The 16,403-nt window shown below is 62.7% G+C and carries 17 protein-coding genes and 1 pseudogene; 16 read left to right on the top strand and 2 right to left on the bottom strand.

Annotated features, from left to right (window positions below; genetic code table 11):
• The first annotated feature begins 28 nt into the window (after positions 1–28).
• The 4 genes from J5I97_RS02605 (at position 29) to J5I97_RS02620 (ending at position 3,409) form a co-directional block, all read left to right on the top strand.
• The gene (locus tag J5I97_RS02605; protein WP_208588843.1) at positions 29–1,036 is read left to right on the top strand and encodes a methionine ABC transporter ATP-binding protein; all 1,008 of its coding nucleotides are present in this window, start codon (positions 29–31) and stop codon (positions 1,034–1,036) included.
• Positions 1,033–1,728, top strand: a complete 696-nt coding sequence (locus J5I97_RS02610) for a methionine ABC transporter permease (RefSeq protein ID WP_208588844.1) — start codon at positions 1,033–1,035, stop codon at positions 1,726–1,728. Before J5I97_RS02605 ends, J5I97_RS02610 begins: the two co-directional genes overlap by 4 nt.
• Positions 1,729–1,914: 186 nt before the next feature.
• On the top strand, positions 1,915–2,718 hold the full coding sequence (locus tag J5I97_RS02615; RefSeq protein ID WP_208588845.1) for a MetQ/NlpA family ABC transporter substrate-binding protein: 804 nt from the start codon (positions 1,915–1,917) through the stop codon (positions 2,716–2,718).
• Between the two features lie 133 nt (positions 2,719–2,851).
• Complete coding sequence (locus tag J5I97_RS02620; protein WP_208588846.1) at positions 2,852–3,409, top strand: DUF1453 domain-containing protein; 558 nt, start codon at positions 2,852–2,854, stop codon at positions 3,407–3,409.
• 175 nt (positions 3,410–3,584) lie between these two features.
• Here J5I97_RS02620 and J5I97_RS02625 read toward each other — a convergent pair whose 3' ends face one another.
• Positions 3,585–4,256: an OmpW/AlkL family protein gene (locus J5I97_RS02625; RefSeq protein ID WP_208588847.1), complete on the bottom strand. Its 672-nt coding sequence runs from the start codon at positions 4,254–4,256 to the stop codon at positions 3,585–3,587.
• Positions 4,257–4,396: 140 nt separating this feature from the next.
• On the opposite strand from J5I97_RS02625, the gene J5I97_RS02630 reads away from it, so the two are divergent.
• From J5I97_RS02630 to lpdA, 5 genes and pseudogenes are all read left to right on the top strand, one after another.
• Positions 4,397–4,957: a DNA-deoxyinosine glycosylase gene (locus J5I97_RS02630; RefSeq protein WP_208588848.1), complete on the top strand. Its 561-nt coding sequence runs from the start codon at positions 4,397–4,399 to the stop codon at positions 4,955–4,957.
• A gap of 115 nt (positions 4,958–5,072) precedes the next feature.
• Positions 5,073–5,439, top strand: a pseudogene (locus J5I97_RS02635) (hypothetical protein); the annotation flags it as partial.
• Positions 5,440–5,568: 129 nt separating this feature from the next.
• Positions 5,569–7,335, top strand: coding sequence for a dihydrolipoyllysine-residue acetyltransferase (locus tag J5I97_RS02640; RefSeq protein ID WP_208588849.1), 1,767 nt, complete (start codon positions 5,569–5,571; stop codon positions 7,333–7,335).
• A gap of 109 nt (positions 7,336–7,444) precedes the next feature.
• A complete protein-coding gene (locus J5I97_RS02645; protein ID WP_208591858.1) occupies positions 7,445–7,636 on the top strand; it encodes a hypothetical protein in 192 nt (63 codons plus the stop codon).
• 16 nt (positions 7,637–7,652) lie between these two features.
• Positions 7,653–9,488 (top strand): dihydrolipoyl dehydrogenase, encoded by a 1,836-nt coding sequence (lpdA, locus tag J5I97_RS02650; RefSeq protein WP_208588850.1) that lies wholly within the window; start codon positions 7,653–7,655, stop codon positions 9,486–9,488.
• Positions 9,489–9,608: 120 nt separating this feature from the next.
• On the opposite strand, the gene J5I97_RS02655 is transcribed toward lpdA, so the two are convergent.
• Positions 9,609–10,418 carry a hypothetical protein gene (locus J5I97_RS02655; RefSeq protein ID WP_208588851.1) on the bottom strand — a complete coding sequence of 270 codons (810 nt, stop codon included), beginning with the start codon at positions 10,416–10,418 and terminating at the stop codon, positions 9,609–9,611.
• A gap of 557 nt (positions 10,419–10,975) precedes the next feature.
• Between J5I97_RS02655 and J5I97_RS02660 the strand changes: the two genes are divergently transcribed.
• From J5I97_RS02660 to atpG, 7 genes are all read left to right on the top strand, one after another.
• Positions 10,976–11,341: a hypothetical protein gene (locus J5I97_RS02660; RefSeq protein WP_208588852.1), complete on the top strand. Its 366-nt coding sequence runs from the start codon at positions 10,976–10,978 to the stop codon at positions 11,339–11,341.
• Positions 11,342–11,366: 25 nt separating this feature from the next.
• The gene (gene atpB / locus J5I97_RS02665) at positions 11,367–12,167 is read left to right on the top strand and encodes a F0F1 ATP synthase subunit A (protein ID WP_208588853.1); all 801 of its coding nucleotides are present in this window, start codon (positions 11,367–11,369) and stop codon (positions 12,165–12,167) included.
• 77 nt (positions 12,168–12,244) lie between these two features.
• Positions 12,245–12,547 carry a F0F1 ATP synthase subunit C gene (atpE, locus tag J5I97_RS02670; protein WP_002814105.1) on the top strand — a complete coding sequence of 101 codons (303 nt, stop codon included), beginning with the start codon at positions 12,245–12,247 and terminating at the stop codon, positions 12,545–12,547.
• Between the two features lie 113 nt (positions 12,548–12,660).
• Entirely contained in the window at positions 12,661–13,131 is a 471-nt protein-coding gene (locus J5I97_RS02675) for a F0F1 ATP synthase subunit B (protein ID WP_208588854.1), read from the top strand.
• Positions 13,132–13,134: 3 nt separating this feature from the next.
• Complete coding sequence (locus tag J5I97_RS02680; protein ID WP_208588855.1) at positions 13,135–13,662, top strand: F0F1 ATP synthase subunit delta; 528 nt, start codon at positions 13,135–13,137, stop codon at positions 13,660–13,662.
• A gap of 47 nt (positions 13,663–13,709) precedes the next feature.
• Positions 13,710–15,272 (top strand): F0F1 ATP synthase subunit alpha, encoded by a 1,563-nt coding sequence (atpA, locus tag J5I97_RS02685; protein ID WP_208588857.1) that lies wholly within the window; start codon positions 13,710–13,712, stop codon positions 15,270–15,272.
• Positions 15,273–15,461: 189 nt separating this feature from the next.
• A complete protein-coding gene (gene atpG, locus J5I97_RS02690; RefSeq protein ID WP_208588859.1) occupies positions 15,462–16,325 on the top strand; it encodes a F0F1 ATP synthase subunit gamma in 864 nt (287 codons plus the stop codon).
• Positions 16,326–16,403 lie beyond the last annotated feature (78 nt).

Here is a 16,403-nt window from a genome sequence, read left to right on the forward strand (position 1 = left end):
TTCACGACCCCCAGACCGGCCACGCGCGGTGATCGAGTTTCAGCGCCTGCACAAGTCCTATGCCGTTGACGGTCGCCAGATCGTGGCGCTGCATCCCCTCGATCTGCGCATCGGCCCCGGCGAAGTCTTCGGCATCATCGGCCACTCCGGTGCCGGCAAATCCACGTTGATCCGGCTGATCAACCGGCTGGAAGAACCCAGCGGCGGCCGTCTGCTGATCGGCGACGAGGACGTCACCGCGCTGGACAGCCAGGGCCTACGCGCGCTGCGCCGGCGTATCGGGATGATCTTCCAGCACTTCAATCTGCTGTCTTCGCGCACCGTGGCTGGCAATGTGGCGTTTCCGCTAGAGCTGGCCGGCACCCCGCGCGCGGAGGTCGATGCACGTGTGGCCGAGTTGCTGGCGCGGGTTGGGCTGGAGCAGCACGCTAACAAATATCCGGCGCAGTTGTCCGGCGGGCAGAAGCAGCGCGTGGGCGTTGCGCGCGCGCTGGCCACCCGGCCGCAGATCCTGCTGTGCGACGAGGCCACCAGCGCGCTGGACCCGCAGACCACCGCTTCCGTGCTGCAGCTGCTGGCGCAGATCAACCGCGAGCTCGGCCTGACCATCGTGCTGATCACCCACGAGATGGACGTGATCCGCCGCGTCTGCGACCGCGTGGCGGTGCTGGATGCCGGCAGGCTGGTCGAAACCGGCCCGGTGACCGAGGTGTTCCTGCATCCGCAGCACCCCACCACGCGGCGCTTCGTCTCCGAAGCCGAGCATGTGGAAGAAGCCGAGCTGCATCGCGACTTCGCTGCGGTGGGCGGGCGCATCGTGCGGCTGACTTTCCTGGGCAACGGCACCTACGAACCGGTGCTCGGCCGCATCGCCCGCGAGACCGGCGTGGATTACAACATCCTGTCCGGGCGCGTGGATCGCATCAAGGACACTCCGTATGGTCAGCTCATCGTCGCGCTGACCGGCGGCGACCATAACGCGGCACGCGCCGGCTTCGCCGCCGCCGGTGTGCACGTGGAGGATCTGCGCGTATGACTCTGTTGATTGCCACCGCCGATGGGTTCTTCCGCAATCTCGATGCCGGCAAGTGGGGCGACATCGGTCAGGCCACTCTCGATACCTTGCTGATGCTGGCCGGCGCGTTGCCGCTGACGCTGTTGATCGGCCTGCCGCTGGGCGTTGCGCTGTTCCTGTGCGGCGCGCCGCAGTTGCGTCGCCGCCCGGTTCTGTATGGCGCGCTTGCGGCGCTGATCAACCTGCTGCGCTCGGTGCCTTTCATTATTCTGATGATCGCGATGATTCCGCTCACGCTGATGCTGATGGGCACCTCGCTAGGCGTGCGCGGCGCGATCCTTCCGCTGGTGGTCGGTGCCGCCCCGTTCTATGCGCGTCTGGTGGAAACCGCGCTGCGCGAGGTGGACCGCGGCATTATCGAAGCCAGCCAGGCGATGGGCGCCACCACCTGGCAACTGGTGCTGCGCGTGCTGCTGCCCGAGGCGCGCCCGGGTCTGATTGCCGGCGCCACGGTGACCACCATCGCGTTGATCGGCTTCACCGCGATGGGCGGTGCGATCGGCTCCGGTGGCCTGGGCGATGTGGCCTATCGCGAAGGCTATCTGCGGTCGCATTCGGATGTCGCGCTGATCACCGTGATCGCCTTGCTGGTGCTGGTGCAGCTGCTGCAGATGCTGGGCGACCGGTTGGTGGCGCGTTACAGCAGGCGTTGAGCTTGCAGTGAGGCCGGGTGCTGAGCCGGCGTGGAGCGCGCCGGTCCGGCATCGACGCTCGGCCGCACCAGCCGACGCAATCGCATCAACCCACGAACACAGGTCCGACGCATCGCTGCTATAAGCGGTGTCTGTTAGGTTTACCGCCTGCGGCAGTGCCGCATTCCTCCTCCCACGGATCCCTACATGAGCACATTCGCGTTTCGTTCCTTCCTGGCTGCAGCCACGCTGGCATTGGCGTCCTGTGGTGGCAATGGCGGCAGCAGCGGCGGCGACACGCTGACCGTGGCCGCCACGGCGGTGCCGCATGCCGAGATCCTGAAGGTGGTCGAACCATTGTTGGCCAAGCAGGGCGTCAAACTGGACGTGCGCGTGTTCAACGACTACGTGCAGCCCAACGACCAGGTGGTGCAGAAGCAGATCGACGTCAATTACTTCCAGACCGAGCCCTATCTGGACGCCTACAACCGCGACCGCAAGAGCCAGCTGGTGACCGTGATCGGCGTGCATATCGAACCGTTCGGCGCATATTCGCGTCGCTTCAAGGCGCTAGCCGACCTGCCTACCGGCGCCGATGTGGTGATCCCCAACGACCCGAGCAACAACAGCCGCGCGCTGATTCTGCTCGACAGGGCCGGGGTGATCAAACTCAAGGATCCTGGCAACGCGTTGTCGACTCAGCGCGACATCGTCGAAAACCCCAAGCAGGTGAAATTCCGCGAGCTCGATTCGGCGATGCTGCCGCGCGTGCTGGATCAGGTCGATCTGGCGCTGATCAACACCAACTACGCGCTCGACGCCGGCCTCAACCCGATCCGCGATGCGCTGGCGATCGAAAGCAAGGACTCGCCATATGTGAACTTCCTGGTGGCGCGCGCAGACAACAAGGACGATGCGCGCGTGCAGAAGCTGGCCAAGGCCTTGACCAGCCCTGAAGTGAAAGCGTTTATCGAGCAGAAGTACAAAGGCGCGGTGTTGCCGGCTTTTTAAGAGCGGTCATCAAAAGATTGCGCAGCCTCCCGGCAGGTGCTCGGTTACGCTCCGATTCTGAGCGCGCCGTCGGCATCCAGCTCACAGCGCTCGCCATGCTTGCCAACCACTCTTCGCCGCAACCGACCATCTGATGCCACTTCTCCTTGCCATCCCGCTGGCCGTGATCGTCGCCCTGGCGGTGTTCGCGGTGCTGTTTCCGCTGTCGCTGGTGCAGCGCTTTCGTGTCGGCACGGCGCGTCGGCAGGCGCGTGGTTGGCTGTTGACGATCAATCTGGTGTCGGCCGGAATGTCTAGTGTGTTGTTCGTCATCTTCACCTTGATCGCGGCGGCGTTCTGGCCCGGCGCGATCGGCCACGCTGCGTTCGGCTGGGCCTGCGGGCTGGCACTGGGAATGCTGGCCTTGCGCCTGACCCGCTTCGAGCGCACTACGCAGGGCCTGTTTTATCGGCCCAATCTGTGGCTGGTGCTGGCATTGACCTCATTGGTAGTGGCGCGTGTGATTGCGGGCATGGTGCAGGGCTGGCGCAGCGCCTGGCAGGGCGTGGTCTGGCCCACCGAAGGCTGGCTCAGTCATGCCAGCCTGTTGGGCGCAGCCGGCGTCTTGCTTGGCTATGCGCTTGCCTACGCGACGTTGCTGTGGTGGCGCTGGCGCAGCGCGCGTCTGCGCGGCAGCGTCTACTGGCGTTGAGCTAACGCTGTTGATGCGCACTCGGCAAGCCCGAACTGCTGCCGCCTCTCACGTGCGCATGCAGGTCGTGCGACAGATTTGGCACGCCGAGCTTTGCAAGATTGCGCGCTTCACGCATAAAAAACGGGCCTTTCGGCCCGTTTTTCTCCAGCTGAAACGTGCTTCAGGCAGGCGCTTAGAAGCGCGCGCCGATACCGAAGCCGACAGTCCACGGATCCAGTTCCAGCTCGCTGCCGGTGCCCTGGCCGCCCACACGCAGTTCCGGACGCGAACGCATGTAGCGGGCGTCGGCACGGGCGAACCAGGTGGAATTGATGTTCATGTCCACACCGACGGTGCCGATGACACCCTTTGCGGTGTCCAGACCCACGTGCTGACCGCTTGCCGACGCCGCGTCGATCTTCTCGTTGCTGAAGTTAGACTCGTAGTAGCCCACCCCCACGAACGGACGGAACACGTTGTCAGCCTGGCCGAGGTGATATTGGCCGCTGATGGCGATCGGCTGCTGCTCGACGGTACCGACCTTGCCCACGCCATCGGCGTTGACACGGTGGTTGAACTTGTCGGCTGCACCCCACAGTTCAACGGCGAAGTTGTCGTTGATGTAGTAGCTGGCGCTTAGCGTCGGTGCCGGGCCGCCATCGACGTCCAGGCCTGGAGCCGGGTCGTTTTTCGGCTTGATCAGGGCAACACCGCCGACCACTGCCCAATGCTTGCCAGAGGCGCTATCGGCGCTGGTGGAAGCCGAGGAGGTGTCACCGGTGTAGCCAGTGTCTTGTGCAAAAGCAGACGGTGCAAACGCAAGTGCGGATACAGCAGCCAGGCTCAGGATGGAAATGGAACGCATTGGGGTCTCCTCGTTTTCTTGTCAGGCCCGTGGAGTGGGCCGCGCCAAAGCTATTCCTGAAAATCTGAATCCACGCCTACCCGTAGCTCGCTAAAATTTCGTTTGTTCAGCAAATTTCCGAAGAAGGCCGTGGTTGCGACATGCACGCCGAAAACGATATTCACGCAGGTGCGATTGCTGTGACGAAAAGCACCACGCTGCAATGCCTGCCAGCGCACATTCGCAGCGATTGCCGCACGCTGGTGCTCGGCTCGATGCCAGGGAATGCCTCGCTGGAGGCAGGCAGCTACTACGCCCACCCGCGCAATCGGTTCTGGCCGCTGATGCAGGTGTTGTTGCACATCGATGCAAGCGCTGCGTACCCAACGCGCCTGCACACACTGGCCGAACGCGGCGTTGGCTTGTGGGATGTGATCGGTCAGTGCGAGCGGCGCGGCAGCCTGGATACGGCGATCGTGCCAGGCAGCATCGTGGTCAACCCCTTCGCCTCATTGCTGGCAACACTGCCGCAACTGCGTGCGGTGGTCTGCAATGGCGCAGCTGCTGCGCAGGCATGGCGTCGGCATGTGCAGCCGTTGTTGCCGGTAGAGCTGCGCACAGTGCCGTTGTGGGCATTGCCATCCACCAGCCCGGCCAATGCCGCGTGGTCGTTGCCGCGTCTGTGCGAGGCTTGGCAACCGCTGCGCGCTGCGTTGGACTAGGCGCGTTGCATGAGTCGAATGAGTAGGGCGGGTTGAGCTGCGTGCAAACGTTGCGGTGGGCTGAGCCAACGCGTACGCACCGCAGTGCTGGCCGTGTTCGCGTGCGGCACGGCCAATCGATGCGCGCCAGAAGCAGAGCTTCAGCAAAAACCGGTTGACCCCGATCGATATCGATGACGACATTCGGTGCGTTGGTGGCCGAACCGCTGTCGCAGCTGATCGGCGATGTTGTGGCCGGTGCGGCGCAGCCGGCACCGACCGAAACGCGCTGCAACTGCGTTCGCTCGATGGTGTGGAAAAGCCCATCGAGCGTCCGATCGCGCCGCAAGCGGGTGCACTGCGACCCTGCGCCCAGCAGTGATAGTGATGCGAGCTGGTCGAAGCCGTCGATGGACTAGACAATGCGCTGGCGTATCGTTTGCCCTCGGGGGGGGGGGGGCCACTGCGCCTGTTTGCGGGTCGATCGACGCGCATCGAGATGATCCAGCGCATATGCGTGCCGACGCTGCATCCCGCCCAGCGCGCGATTTTTCCACAGCAATGGTTGGCGCTGCGGCCCGCAGCCGGCCACAATAGAGGTTTCCCCCATTCTGTTGCCGGAGTTCCCCCGTATGGCCGAAATCAAGGAAGCACTTGTCCCCGATATCGGTGACTACAGCGATGTCCCGGTGATCGAGGTGCTGGTGTCGGTCGGCGATACGGTCAGCAAGGACCAGAGCTTGGTCACGCTGGAATCGGACAAGGCCACGATGGAAGTGCCCTCGTCGGTGTCCGGCGTGGTCAAGGAGATCAAGGTCAAGGTCGGCGATTCACTGTCGCAAGGCGCTTTGGTGGCGTTGATCGAAGTGGCCGATGCTGGCGCCGATAGCGCACCTGCTCCTGCGCTTGCCGCACCGACCAAGGCCGCTGCTGCACCGGCGCCTGCCACCAAGGCCGAACCGGTTGCGGCGGCGTCTTCGGAAGGTGGCTTGGTCGAAGCGCTTGTGCCCGATATCGGCGACTACACCGACATCCCGGTGATCGAAGTGCTGGTCGCTGTGGGCGACACCGTCGCCAAGGACCAGAGCTTGGTCACGCTGGAATCGGACAAGGCCACGATGGAAGTGCCCTCGTCGGCCGCTGGTGTAGTAAAAGAACTGCGGGTCAAGGTGGGCGACACCCTTTCGCAGGGCAACGTGGTGGCGATCATCGCCGCCAGCGATGGTGGCGCCGGTGCGGCGCAGCCGCCGGCCAAGCCCGCCACCGAGTCCTCCGAGACCTCCGGCAAGGTCGAGCCGGTCGCCGTGTCCGAAGTGCCGGACAAGCTTGCTCAGCGAGAGATCGCGCAGGTGCAGGGCGCACGATTCAGCGGGCCGTCGCAGCCTGCCCCGCAATCGCAGGGTGGCCAGCCGTCCGCCGGTAGTCCGAGCAGCCCGCCGGTGACCTTCGATGCGGACAGCGTGCTGCCGTCCAAGGTGCCTTATGCCAGCCCGGTAGTGCGCTTATTCGCCCGCGAGCTCGGCGTGGACCTGGGCCAGATCAAAGGCAGCGAGAAGGGCGGACGTATCACTCGCCAGGACGTGCAGCGCTTCGTCAAGGCCGCACTCAGCGGTGGCGCGCCTGCCGCAGCCGGCGCCGCCACGGCCGGTGGTGGCAATGGTCTGAACCTGCTGGCCTGGCCGAAGGTGGACTTCAGCAAGTTCGGCGACACCGAAACCCAGCCGCTGTCGCGCATCAAGAAGATCTCCGGTGCCAACCTGGCGCGCAACTGGGCGATGATTCCGCACGTCACCCAGTTCGAACAGGCCGACATCACCGACCTGGAAGCGCTGCGCGTGGCCCTCAATAAGGAGAACGAGAAGGCCGGCATCAAGTTGACCATGCTCGCTTTCCTGGTTAAGGCCAGCGCTGCGGCCCTGAAGACGTTCCCCGAGTTCAATGCTTCGCTCGACGCCACCGGCGAAAACCTCACGCTGAAAAAGTACTTCCATATCGGTTTCGCGGCCGATACGCCGAACGGCCTGGTCGTGCCGGTGATCCGCGATGTCGACAAGAAGGGCGTGCTGCAGATTGCGCGTGAAAGCGGCGAGCTGGCCAAGAAAGCGCGCGACGGCAAGCTGGGCCCGGCCGACATGAGTGGCGGCTGCTTCTCGATCAGCTCGCTCGGCGGCATCGGTGGTACCGCGTTCACGCCGATTATCAATGCACCGGAAGTGGCGATCCTGGGCGTGTCCAAGTCGGCGATCCAGCCGGTCTGGAACGGTAAGGAATTCGCCCCCAAGCTGTTGCTGCCGCTGTCGTTGAGCTACGACCATCGTGTCATCGACGGCGCGCTGGCCGCACGCTTCACCACCTACCTCAGCCAGGTGCTGGCCGACATGCGACGCGTCCTGCTGTGAGAGCGGCGCTGCTAATGCTCGGCGTACCGCCGTTGACCAGGGCGCAGCACGCGAGTGCGAAAGCACGCTCGGGCGCGGCTGGTCGCCGGCAGTGGGCAATGACGGTTCCGTGACCACTTTTTCGATGATGTGCGTGACAGCAGCGCGTCCAAGCTGCGGCGGGGGCGAGTTGCTGCTGCAACAGGACGCATTGCTGATCGAAGCCAGCGAAGGCATGGAAAACAAGCGCGACAAGCGCTGGACCCAAATCGAATCGTCGCTGGATGAACTCCAGCAGACGCTTGCCGGCACAGCCGGTTGAGTTACAGGAGAAGCAAATGGCGGTCATTGAAATCAAGGTTCCCGACATCGGTGATTACAGCGATGTCCCGGTCATCGAAGTGCTGGTTGCCGTTGGCGACAGCGTGGCCAAGGATCAGGGCTTGGTGACGCTTGAGTCGGACAAGGCTACGCTTGAAGTGCCGTCCTCGGCCGCAGGTGTGGTCAAGGAGCTCAAGGTCAAGGTCGGCGACAACCTGTCCGAAGGCGCAGTCGTGCTGCTGCTGGAAACCGAAGGCGCCGCCGCTGCACCACCGGCGCCCGCCAAGGCTGAGACCAAAGCCGCGCCGGTTGCCGCCGCACCCACGGCCGCCGCGCCGGCCAGTAAGCCGCCGGTGACGCCGTCGCATCGTGCCCCAGCCGAACCGGCCGCGCCCAAGCCAGCGCTGACTAGCGGCAAGCCGGTCGATATCGACTGCAGGATGGTGGTGCTCGGGGCCGGCCCCGGTGGCTACACCGCTGCGTTCCGTTCCGCCGATCTGGGCCTGGATACCGTGCTGATCGAGCGCTACGCCAGCCTCGGTGGCGTCTGCCTCAACGTCGGTTGCATCCCGTCCAAGGCACTGCTGCATGCCGCTGGCGTCATCGATGAAGTGTCGCACGCAGACGATTTCGGTGTGCACTTCGGCGAGCCCAGCATCGCGCTGGACAAGCTGCGCGAGTACAAGGATAAGGTTGTCGGCAAGCTCACCGGCGGCTTGGCCAGCATGGCCAAGCAACGCAAAGTGCGCACGGTCACAGGTGTAGCCAGCTTTGTCTCGCCCAACGAGCTGGAGATCGTCGGCGACGACGGCAAGATCCAGTTGCTGCGCTTCGAACACTGCATCATCGCGGCCGGTTCGCAGGCGGTGAAGTTGCCCAACTTCCCTTGGGACGACAAGCGCGTGATGGACTCCACCGACGCGCTGGAATTGCACGACATTCCCAAGACCCTGCTGGTGGTCGGCGGCGGCATCATCGGCCTGGAAATGGCCACGGTGTATAGCTCTCTCGGCAGCAAGGTCACCGTGGTCGAGTTCATGGATCAGCTGATGCCGGGCGCCGACAAAGATCTGGTCAAGCCGTTGGCCGATCGTTTGAAGAAGCGTGGTGTCGAGGTATATCTCAAGACCAAGGCCACCGACGTCAAGGCCGATGCCAGCGGCATCACCGTGTCGTTCGAAGCGGCCACCGCAGGCCAGACGCCAGCGCTGCAACCTACCGCTTACGAGCGCGTGCTGGTAGCAGTGGGCCGCATGCCCAACGGCAAGAAGCTGGGTGCTGAAAAGGCCGGCGTCACCATCACCGAGCGCGGCTTCATTCCGGTTGATCGGCAGATGCGCACCAACGTGCCGCACATCTTCGCCATTGGCGACATCGTCGGTAACCCGATGTTGGCGCACAAGGCCACTCACGAAGGCAAGTTGGCCGCCGAAGTCGCTGCCGGCGAGAAGAAGGAATGGGTTGCACGGGTGATTCCGTCGGTTGCCTACACCAACCCGGAAATCGCCTGGGTCGGCGTCACCGAGACCGAGGCCAATGCCAAGGGCTTGAAGGTCGGCGTGGCCAAGTTCCCGTGGGCCGCCAGCGGTCGCGCGATCGGCATAGGTCGCACCGAGGGCTTTACCAAGCTGATCTTCGACGCGCAGACCCACCGCGTGATCGGTGGTGCCATCGTCGGCGTGCATGCCGGTGATCTACTGGCCGAGATTGGATTGGCGATCGAGATGGGCGCGGAAGCCGAAGACATCGGCCACACCATCCACGCACATCCGACCCTGAGCGAATCGGTCGGCATGGCCGCCGAGGTCTACGACGGCACCATCACCGATCTGTATATTCCGAAGAAGAAGTAACAAGCCGCACGCCTGTGCTGCCTACAACGCCCTACCTTGCGCGTAATGCTGTTCATTCGATTTCTTAAGTGAACAGCATTACGCAAAACGTGGGCTTTTTCGGATGACTGGTCAAGCACATCAGAACGCGAACGTCACGCCTGCGACCGGGCCCTTGAACTCATGCTTGAGGCCGATCAAGCCGTCGCTGCCGCGCGGGTCGCCGTCGAGCTTGAACCAGTCGTAGCCGGCGAAGATGCCGAAGTGCTTGGTGACGCGGTATTCGGCAATCGCATTCGCGCGGCTCAGGTCGCCGTCGTAATCACCGAAGTCACCCCAACTGGTGTCGAGGTACTGGCCCTGCACGTTGAACAACCAGTGTTCGCTCGGGCGTGCGGTGAAACGGATGCCGACCACCGGAGCAACACCGTCTTGGCTTTCGTCCAGTACGTCGCCACTGAAGACGCTGCCCAGGTCGGCATATGCATTGGCTTGGACCTTGGCGTATTCGGCACCGATCTGCAGGCCCATGCTGAATTGCGGTGAATCGATGACCGAGTAGTCGTACACCAGGGTGGCGACCTGGTACTTCAACTTACCCTTGATGAAGCTGCCGGTCGGCACGGTGAAGCCGCCGCCGATGTCCTGGGTCAGGGGCTCGCGGCGACCCTTGTCGTACTTGAAATAATCGAAGATCAGGCGCTGACGGGTGCTGATGCGGAACACGCCATCGATGCGCGGCTCCCATTGCTTGCCGCCCAGTTCGAAGTCTTCATTGACCGACACGTTGTTGCCTGCGATCAGCGTGTTGCCGCGGATGGTGGTGTCGTTGTCGACGTTCATCGCACCGAGACGAATCTGGAAGCGGTCATCGGTATCTTCGGCGTGCGCAGACCCAGCATGGGCAACAGCCAGAACGCACGGGATCGCCAGTGCGAGGAGGTGTTTCATGGGGAGCTCCGAATGCTTGGAATGGTCAGGCGGTCGAGCCTGTGCCGTGCATATTGGATATGGCAACGTCCTCCATAAGTGAAGGAGTTGTCGAATACCTGTCAAGGTGTTCATAGCAATCGGACAAAACGGTCCGCATCGTCAACTAGAGACACAAACAGGCATCATGCGTCGATCACGGCAAATTCGATGTGGACGTCGGCGAGCGCGATGTGTGTCGCAATGCATCCCATCCGGTACGGTTGTCACCGCCGGCTACCCAAAACGTCGACATCCGAATATCGCTAAGCCATCGCTGCGTGCGCTGCGTAGATCGTAAAGATCGTGCGATGCGGCGGATTGGGTCGCGGACAGGAAAGTAGCGGGGTGCGCCAAAATGCGTAAAAAGCAGGAGCCCCGGTCTCCTGGATGCGGCCTGCGGTGCTACTTTGATGTGCAGGCGTTGCGGCAGCTGAGACCTCTGCCGGTTGTCTCGCAATTTGTCCCGTTGCTATACTTCTGCGGCTCGACGGGAAGCAACTGCGCTCCCCCCATTCATTCACATGTAGGTAACGGTAGTGCTGAACTCCGTTGACGCGGGTCGGCGGTTGATGCTGCGCGCTGCGGTATATCCGCTTGCCGCCGTAGCTATAACCAGTCTGGGGTTGCTGTTGGTCGGTCTCCGTTACTCTGCCGGTCTGGCGTTGACCGGATTTACAACGGTGCTGGGTGGCTGGATTGCGGCACGTACCGCGCTAGGTGGCGGTATCCAGGCAGCAGGCATCGCCATGGTCCGGCTGATTCTGGCGATGGTGTTGAAGTGGGTATTGGTTTTCGTGGCGCTGGCGCTTGGTTTCGGCCTGTTGCGGCTGCCTCCTCTGGCTTTGTTGGCGGGTATCGCCATCGGGCTGATTTTTCAGGTTCTGGCTCTGGCCAGGCGTTGATTCGAACTTAAAGGGCTCCGGACACATGGCGGGCGAGGCAGCGACACCTACCTCCTATATCCAGCATCACTTGCAGAACCTGATCTATCCGGTTCGTGAGGGTGGCGGTACGTTTTGGACCATCCACGTCGACACCCTGGTCATGGCGGTGTTGATGGGCCTGGTGATGGTCTTCGCGTTCTGGACGGCGACCCGCAGTGCAACGGCCGGCGTGCCGGGCAAGTGGCAGGCGTTCGTGGAAATCTGCCTGGAGTTCGTCGATCGGCAGGCCAAGGACACCTATCACGGCAGCAGCAAGCTGGTGACCCCGATCGCGATCACCATCTTCTTCTGGATCCTGTTGATGAATCTCATCAAGATGGTTCCGGCCGATTTCATCGCCATCCCGCTGGGTTGGGCAGGCATCCATTCCTGGAAGCCGGTGCCCACCGCCGACGTCAATGCCACCTTGGGCATGTCGATCAGCGTGTTCTTCCTGATGATCGTCTTCTCGCTGCGCTCCAAGGGCGTAGGCGGCATGACCAAGGAATTCCTGACGGCGCCGTTCGGCAAGTGGATGATGCCGTTCAACCTGCTTTTGAACATCGTCGAGTGGTTGAGCAAGCCGATTTCGTTGGCGATGCGACTGTTCGGCAACATGTTCGGCGGCGAGATCGTCTTCCTGTTGATCTGGGTGCTGGGCGGTGCGGGCATCGCCGGCATGGTCGCTGGCGGCGTATTCGGCCTTGGCTGGATGTTGTTCCACCTATTGGTGATTCCGTTGCAGGCTTTCATTTTCATGATGCTGTCGATCGTGTATCTGAGCCTTGCCGAAGACAGTCACTGAGTTTCGCTACACCCTTCATACATACGCTTCATCCCGATTCATCCATCACCCTTAGAAACTTTCGTTCGGAGATCATCATGTACCTCGCCGTCCTGACCAACCTCGCTCAAGTCCAGAGCTCCACCGTCCTCGCCGTCGGCATCATGATCGGCCTGGCCGCGCTGGGTGCCGGCCTCGGTCTGGCCATCATGGCTGGCAAGTTCCTGGAATCGGCCGCGCGCCAACCGGAATTGATCCCGGTGTTGCAGGTCCGCATGTTCATCACCGCCGGCCTGATCGACGCCGCGTTCATCATCAGCGTCGCTGTCGGCCTGCTGTTCGCCTTCGCCAACCCGCTGGCACAGGTGTTCATCGAGCGTCTGTCGCAGGCTGCCGGCTGATCCAGCGGTAGCAGGATGTGGAGGCAACCGCGCGTGGTTGCCTCTGCGGATGAAGGTCGGAAAGCGTCGCCATGCGGTGGCGCTTTCACCCCTAAAGAGCGATTGAGCGACCCATGGACATCACCCTTACCATCTTTGCCCAGGCGCTGGCCTTCGCCGGTCTGATCTGGATCGTCGCGACCAAGATCTGGCCGCCGCTGTTGCGGGCGATCGAAGAGCGTCAGCAAAAGATCGCTGAAGGTCTGGCTGCGGCCGATCGTAGTCAGAAGGATCTGGCGCAGGCGCAGGAAAAGGTCAATGAAGTAGTGAAGGACGCACGCACCAAGGCCAACGAGATCATCGATCAGGCCCATGCGCGCGCCAACCAGATCATCGAAGCGGCCAAGCATGAGGCGATTGCCGAAGCCAACCGTCAGAAGGAGCTGGCGCAGACCGAAATCGACGCCTCGGCGACCCGTGCCCGCGAGGAACTACGTAAGCAGGTCTCCGTGCTGGCAGTCAGCGGTGCCGAAAAGCTGCTCAAGCGTGAAATCGATGCCAACGCCCACAAGGCGCTGCTCGACGAGCTGGCGGCGGAGATTTAATCGATGAGTCAGGCCCTCACACTTGCCCGTCCCTACGGCCGTGCCGCGTTTGCAATCGCGCGTGAGGGCGGCAACGTCGCGCCCTGGTCCGATGCGCTGGCGTTTTCGTCGCAGGTGGCCGGCGAGCCGCGCGTGGCCGCGCTGTTGCTCAACCCGGCCTTGAGCCAGGAACAGGCAGTAGCGTTGCTGGCCCCGCCGCAAGCGGGCGAAGACTATCTGCGTTTCCTCGGCCTGCTTGCCGATGCGCAGCGGCTGTCGCTGCTGCCGGAAGTCGCAGGGCTGTACGAACAGCTGCGTGCCGACGCCGAACACGTCGTCAAGGCGACAGTGACATCGGCAACCGCAATGAATCGGACAGAGCTCGACACGATCGCTGCTGCGCTGAAGAAGCGTTTCGGCCGCGAGGTGGACATCATCACTGCGGTGGACGCTTCGTTGATCGGCGGCGCGGTGATCGACACCGGCGACGTGGTCATCGACGGCTCGCTGAAGGGCAAGCTTGCGCGTCTGCAAAGCTCGCTCGCCCACTGAATTCACATAAACGCATGGCCCTCGCGGCCGGCACCTAGGACTGAACGATGGCAACCACGCTCAACCCCTCCGAAATCAGCGACCTGATCAAGACCCGCATCGAGGCGGTCAAGCTGTCCGCAGAGTCTCGCAACGAAGGCTCCGTGACCAGCGTGTCCGACGGCATCGTGCGCATCTTCGGCCTGGCCGACGTGATGCAGGGCGAAATGATCGAATTGCCGCCCGCTCCGGATGGCACGCCCACCTTTGCCCTTGCGCTGAACCTGGAGCGCGATTCGGTCGGCGCCGTGGTGCTGGGCGACTACGAGAACCTGCGCGAAGGCGACGTGGCCAAGACTACCGGTCGCATTCTGGAAGTGCCGGTGGGTCCGGAGCTACTGGGTCGCGTGGTCAACGCACTGGGCGAGCCGATCGATGGCAAGGGTCCGCTGGGCGCTACCCAGACCGCACCGGTGGAGCGTGTTGCGCCGGGCGTGATCTGGCGCAAGTCGGTCGACCAGCCGGTGCAGACCGGTTACAAGTCGGTCGATGCGATGATCCCAATCGGCCGTGGTCAGCGCGAGCTGGTCATCGGCGACCGTCAGACCGGCAAGACCGCACTGGCGATCGATGCGGTGATCAACCAGAAGGGCACCGGTATCAAGTGCGTATACGTGGCGATTGGTCAGAAGGCCTCGACCGTTGCCAACATCGTGCGCAAGCTCGAAGAGAATGGCGCGCTGGCGCACACCGTGGTGGTGGCTGCGACCGCGTCCGAGTCGGCCGCGATGCAATACATCAGCCCGTATGCCGGCTGCACCATGGGCGAGTACTTCATGGACCGCGGCGAAGATGCGCTGATCGTGTATGACGATCTGTCCAAGCAGGCCGTGGCTTACCGTCAGATCTCACTGCTGCTCAAGCGCCCCCCGGGTCGCGAAGCCTATCCGGGCGACGTGTTCTACCTGCATTCGCGTCTGCTCGAGCGCGCTGCGCGCGTGTCCGAGGAATACGTTGAGAAGTTCACCAACGGTGCGGTGACCGGCAAGACCGGTTCGCTGACGGCACTGCCGATCATCGAAACGCAGGCCGGTGACGTCTCCGCATTCGTGCCGACCAATGTGATTTCGATCACCGACGGCCAGATCTTCCTGGAAACCGACCTGTTCAACGCCGGCATCCGTCCGGCCGTGAACGCCGGTATCTCGGTGTCGCGCGTCGGTGGTGCGGCCCAGACCAAGATCATCAAGAAGCTGTCCGGCGGCATCCGTATCTCGCTGGCGCAGTACCGTGAGCTGGCTGCGTTCGCGCAGTTCGCCTCGGATCTGGACGAAGCCACCCGCAAGCAGCTCGAGCGCGGTCAGCGCGTCACCGAGCTGATGAAGCAGAAGCAGTACGCGCCGATGTCCATTGCCAACCAGGCGCTGTCGATCTATGCCGTCAACGAGGGTTACCTCGATGAAGTGCCAGTCAACAAGCTGTTGGCGTTCGAAGAAGGCTTGCACGCCCACTTCGCCAACACCCAGGGTGAGCTGATCTCCAAGATCAACACCACCGGCGGTTGGGACAACGACATCGAAGCCGGCTTCAAGAAGGGCATCGAAGAGTTCAAGACCACCGGTAGCTGGTAAGTCAGTAGCCGGGATTCGGGATTGGGCAGTCGGGATTCGTAAGAGCGGTGGTTCGGGGGCTTAGGCCACTCGAAGCACCACTTACGAATCTCCAGATTCAGGTATTCGGGAGTCGTGGTGGGAGATGCGGGAGGCTTTGGCCAATCCCGAATCACCAATCCCGAATCCCACCAGCGAAGCGAGCGAGCAATGGCAGGCGGACGCGAAATCAAAACCAAGATCAAGAGCGTGCAGAACACCCGCAAGGTGACGCGCGCGCTCGAAATGGTCTCGGCCTCCAAGATCCGCAAGGCGCAGGACCGCATGAAGACCTCGCGTCCGTACGCGCAGGCGATGAAGCAGGTGATCGGGCATCTGGCGCAGGCCAGTACCGATTACCAGCATCCGTTTCTGGTCGAGCGTGAGCAGGTCAAGCGGGTCGGTTACATCGTGATCTCTTCCGACCGTGGCCTGGCCGGCGGTCTGAACAACAACCTGTTCCGCAAGATGCTGGGCGAAGTGCGTCCGTGGCAGGACAAGGGTGCCGAGATCGACGTGGTGACCATCGGTCAGAAGGCGTCGGCATTCTTCCGGCGCATCAAGGTCAACATGGTCGGCAGCGTGACGCATCTGGGCGACAGCCCGCAGATCGATCAGCTGATCGGTGTGATCAAGGTGATGCTGGATGCGTTCGTCGAGGGCAAGGTGGACCGCGTGTATCTGGTCTACAACCGCTTTGTGAATACGATGACCCAGAAGGCCAGCTTCGATCAGCTGCTGCCGCTGCCGGCCGGCGAGCACAAGGTGGCCCACCACGATTGGGATTACCTGTACGAACCCGATGCCGCGACCGTGCTGGAACACGTGATGACGCGTTACATCGAGTCGCTGGTGTACCAGGCCGTGCTGGAAAACGTTGCCTCCGAGCATGCCGCGCGCATGGTGGCGATGAAGGCTGCCAGCGACAACGCCAACAAGATGATCGGCACCTTGCAACTGGTCTACAACAAAGCGCGTCAGGCGGCGATCACCCAGGAAATTTCGGAGATCGTCAGCGGCGCCGCCGCCGTATAAGAACAGCCCGGAGTGTGGATTTGGTATTGGCTGAAAGCGCATCGGATCGCGCTCTTACGAATCTCCAATCACGCATCC

The sequence above is a fragment of the Xanthomonas fragariae genome, assembly GCF_017603965.1.
GTDB lineage: Bacteria > Pseudomonadota > Gammaproteobacteria > Xanthomonadales > Xanthomonadaceae > Xanthomonas > Xanthomonas fragariae_A.

Coding starts and splice junctions, on each gene's coding strand:
- J5I97_RS02680 (WP_208588855.1), top strand. CDS start 13,135: ATGAGTCAGGCCCTCACACTTGCCCGTCCCTACGGCCGTGCCGCGTTT.
- J5I97_RS02630 (WP_208588848.1), top strand. CDS start 4,397: ATGCACGCCGAAAACGATATTCACGCAGGTGCGATTGCTGTGACGAAA.
- J5I97_RS02620 (WP_208588846.1), top strand. CDS start 2,852: ATGCCACTTCTCCTTGCCATCCCGCTGGCCGTGATCGTCGCCCTGGCG.
- atpB (WP_208588853.1), top strand. CDS start 11,367: ATGGCGGGCGAGGCAGCGACACCTACCTCCTATATCCAGCATCACTTG.
- J5I97_RS02610 (WP_208588844.1), top strand. CDS start 1,033: ATGACTCTGTTGATTGCCACCGCCGATGGGTTCTTCCGCAATCTCGAT.
- atpA (WP_208588857.1), top strand. CDS start 13,710: ATGGCAACCACGCTCAACCCCTCCGAAATCAGCGACCTGATCAAGACC.
- atpE (WP_002814105.1), top strand. CDS start 12,245: ATGTACCTCGCCGTCCTGACCAACCTCGCTCAAGTCCAGAGCTCCACC.
- J5I97_RS02625 (WP_208588847.1), bottom strand. CDS start 4,256: ATGCGTTCCATTTCCATCCTGAGCCTGGCTGCTGTATCCGCACTTGCG.
- J5I97_RS02640 (WP_208588849.1), top strand. CDS start 5,569: ATGGCCGAAATCAAGGAAGCACTTGTCCCCGATATCGGTGACTACAGC.
- J5I97_RS02615 (WP_208588845.1), top strand. CDS start 1,915: ATGAGCACATTCGCGTTTCGTTCCTTCCTGGCTGCAGCCACGCTGGCA.
- lpdA (WP_208588850.1), top strand. CDS start 7,653: ATGGCGGTCATTGAAATCAAGGTTCCCGACATCGGTGATTACAGCGAT.
- J5I97_RS02655 (WP_208588851.1), bottom strand. CDS start 10,418: ATGAAACACCTCCTCGCACTGGCGATCCCGTGCGTTCTGGCTGTTGCC.
- J5I97_RS02675 (WP_208588854.1), top strand. CDS start 12,661: ATGGACATCACCCTTACCATCTTTGCCCAGGCGCTGGCCTTCGCCGGT.
- atpG (WP_208588859.1), top strand. CDS start 15,462: ATGGCAGGCGGACGCGAAATCAAAACCAAGATCAAGAGCGTGCAGAAC.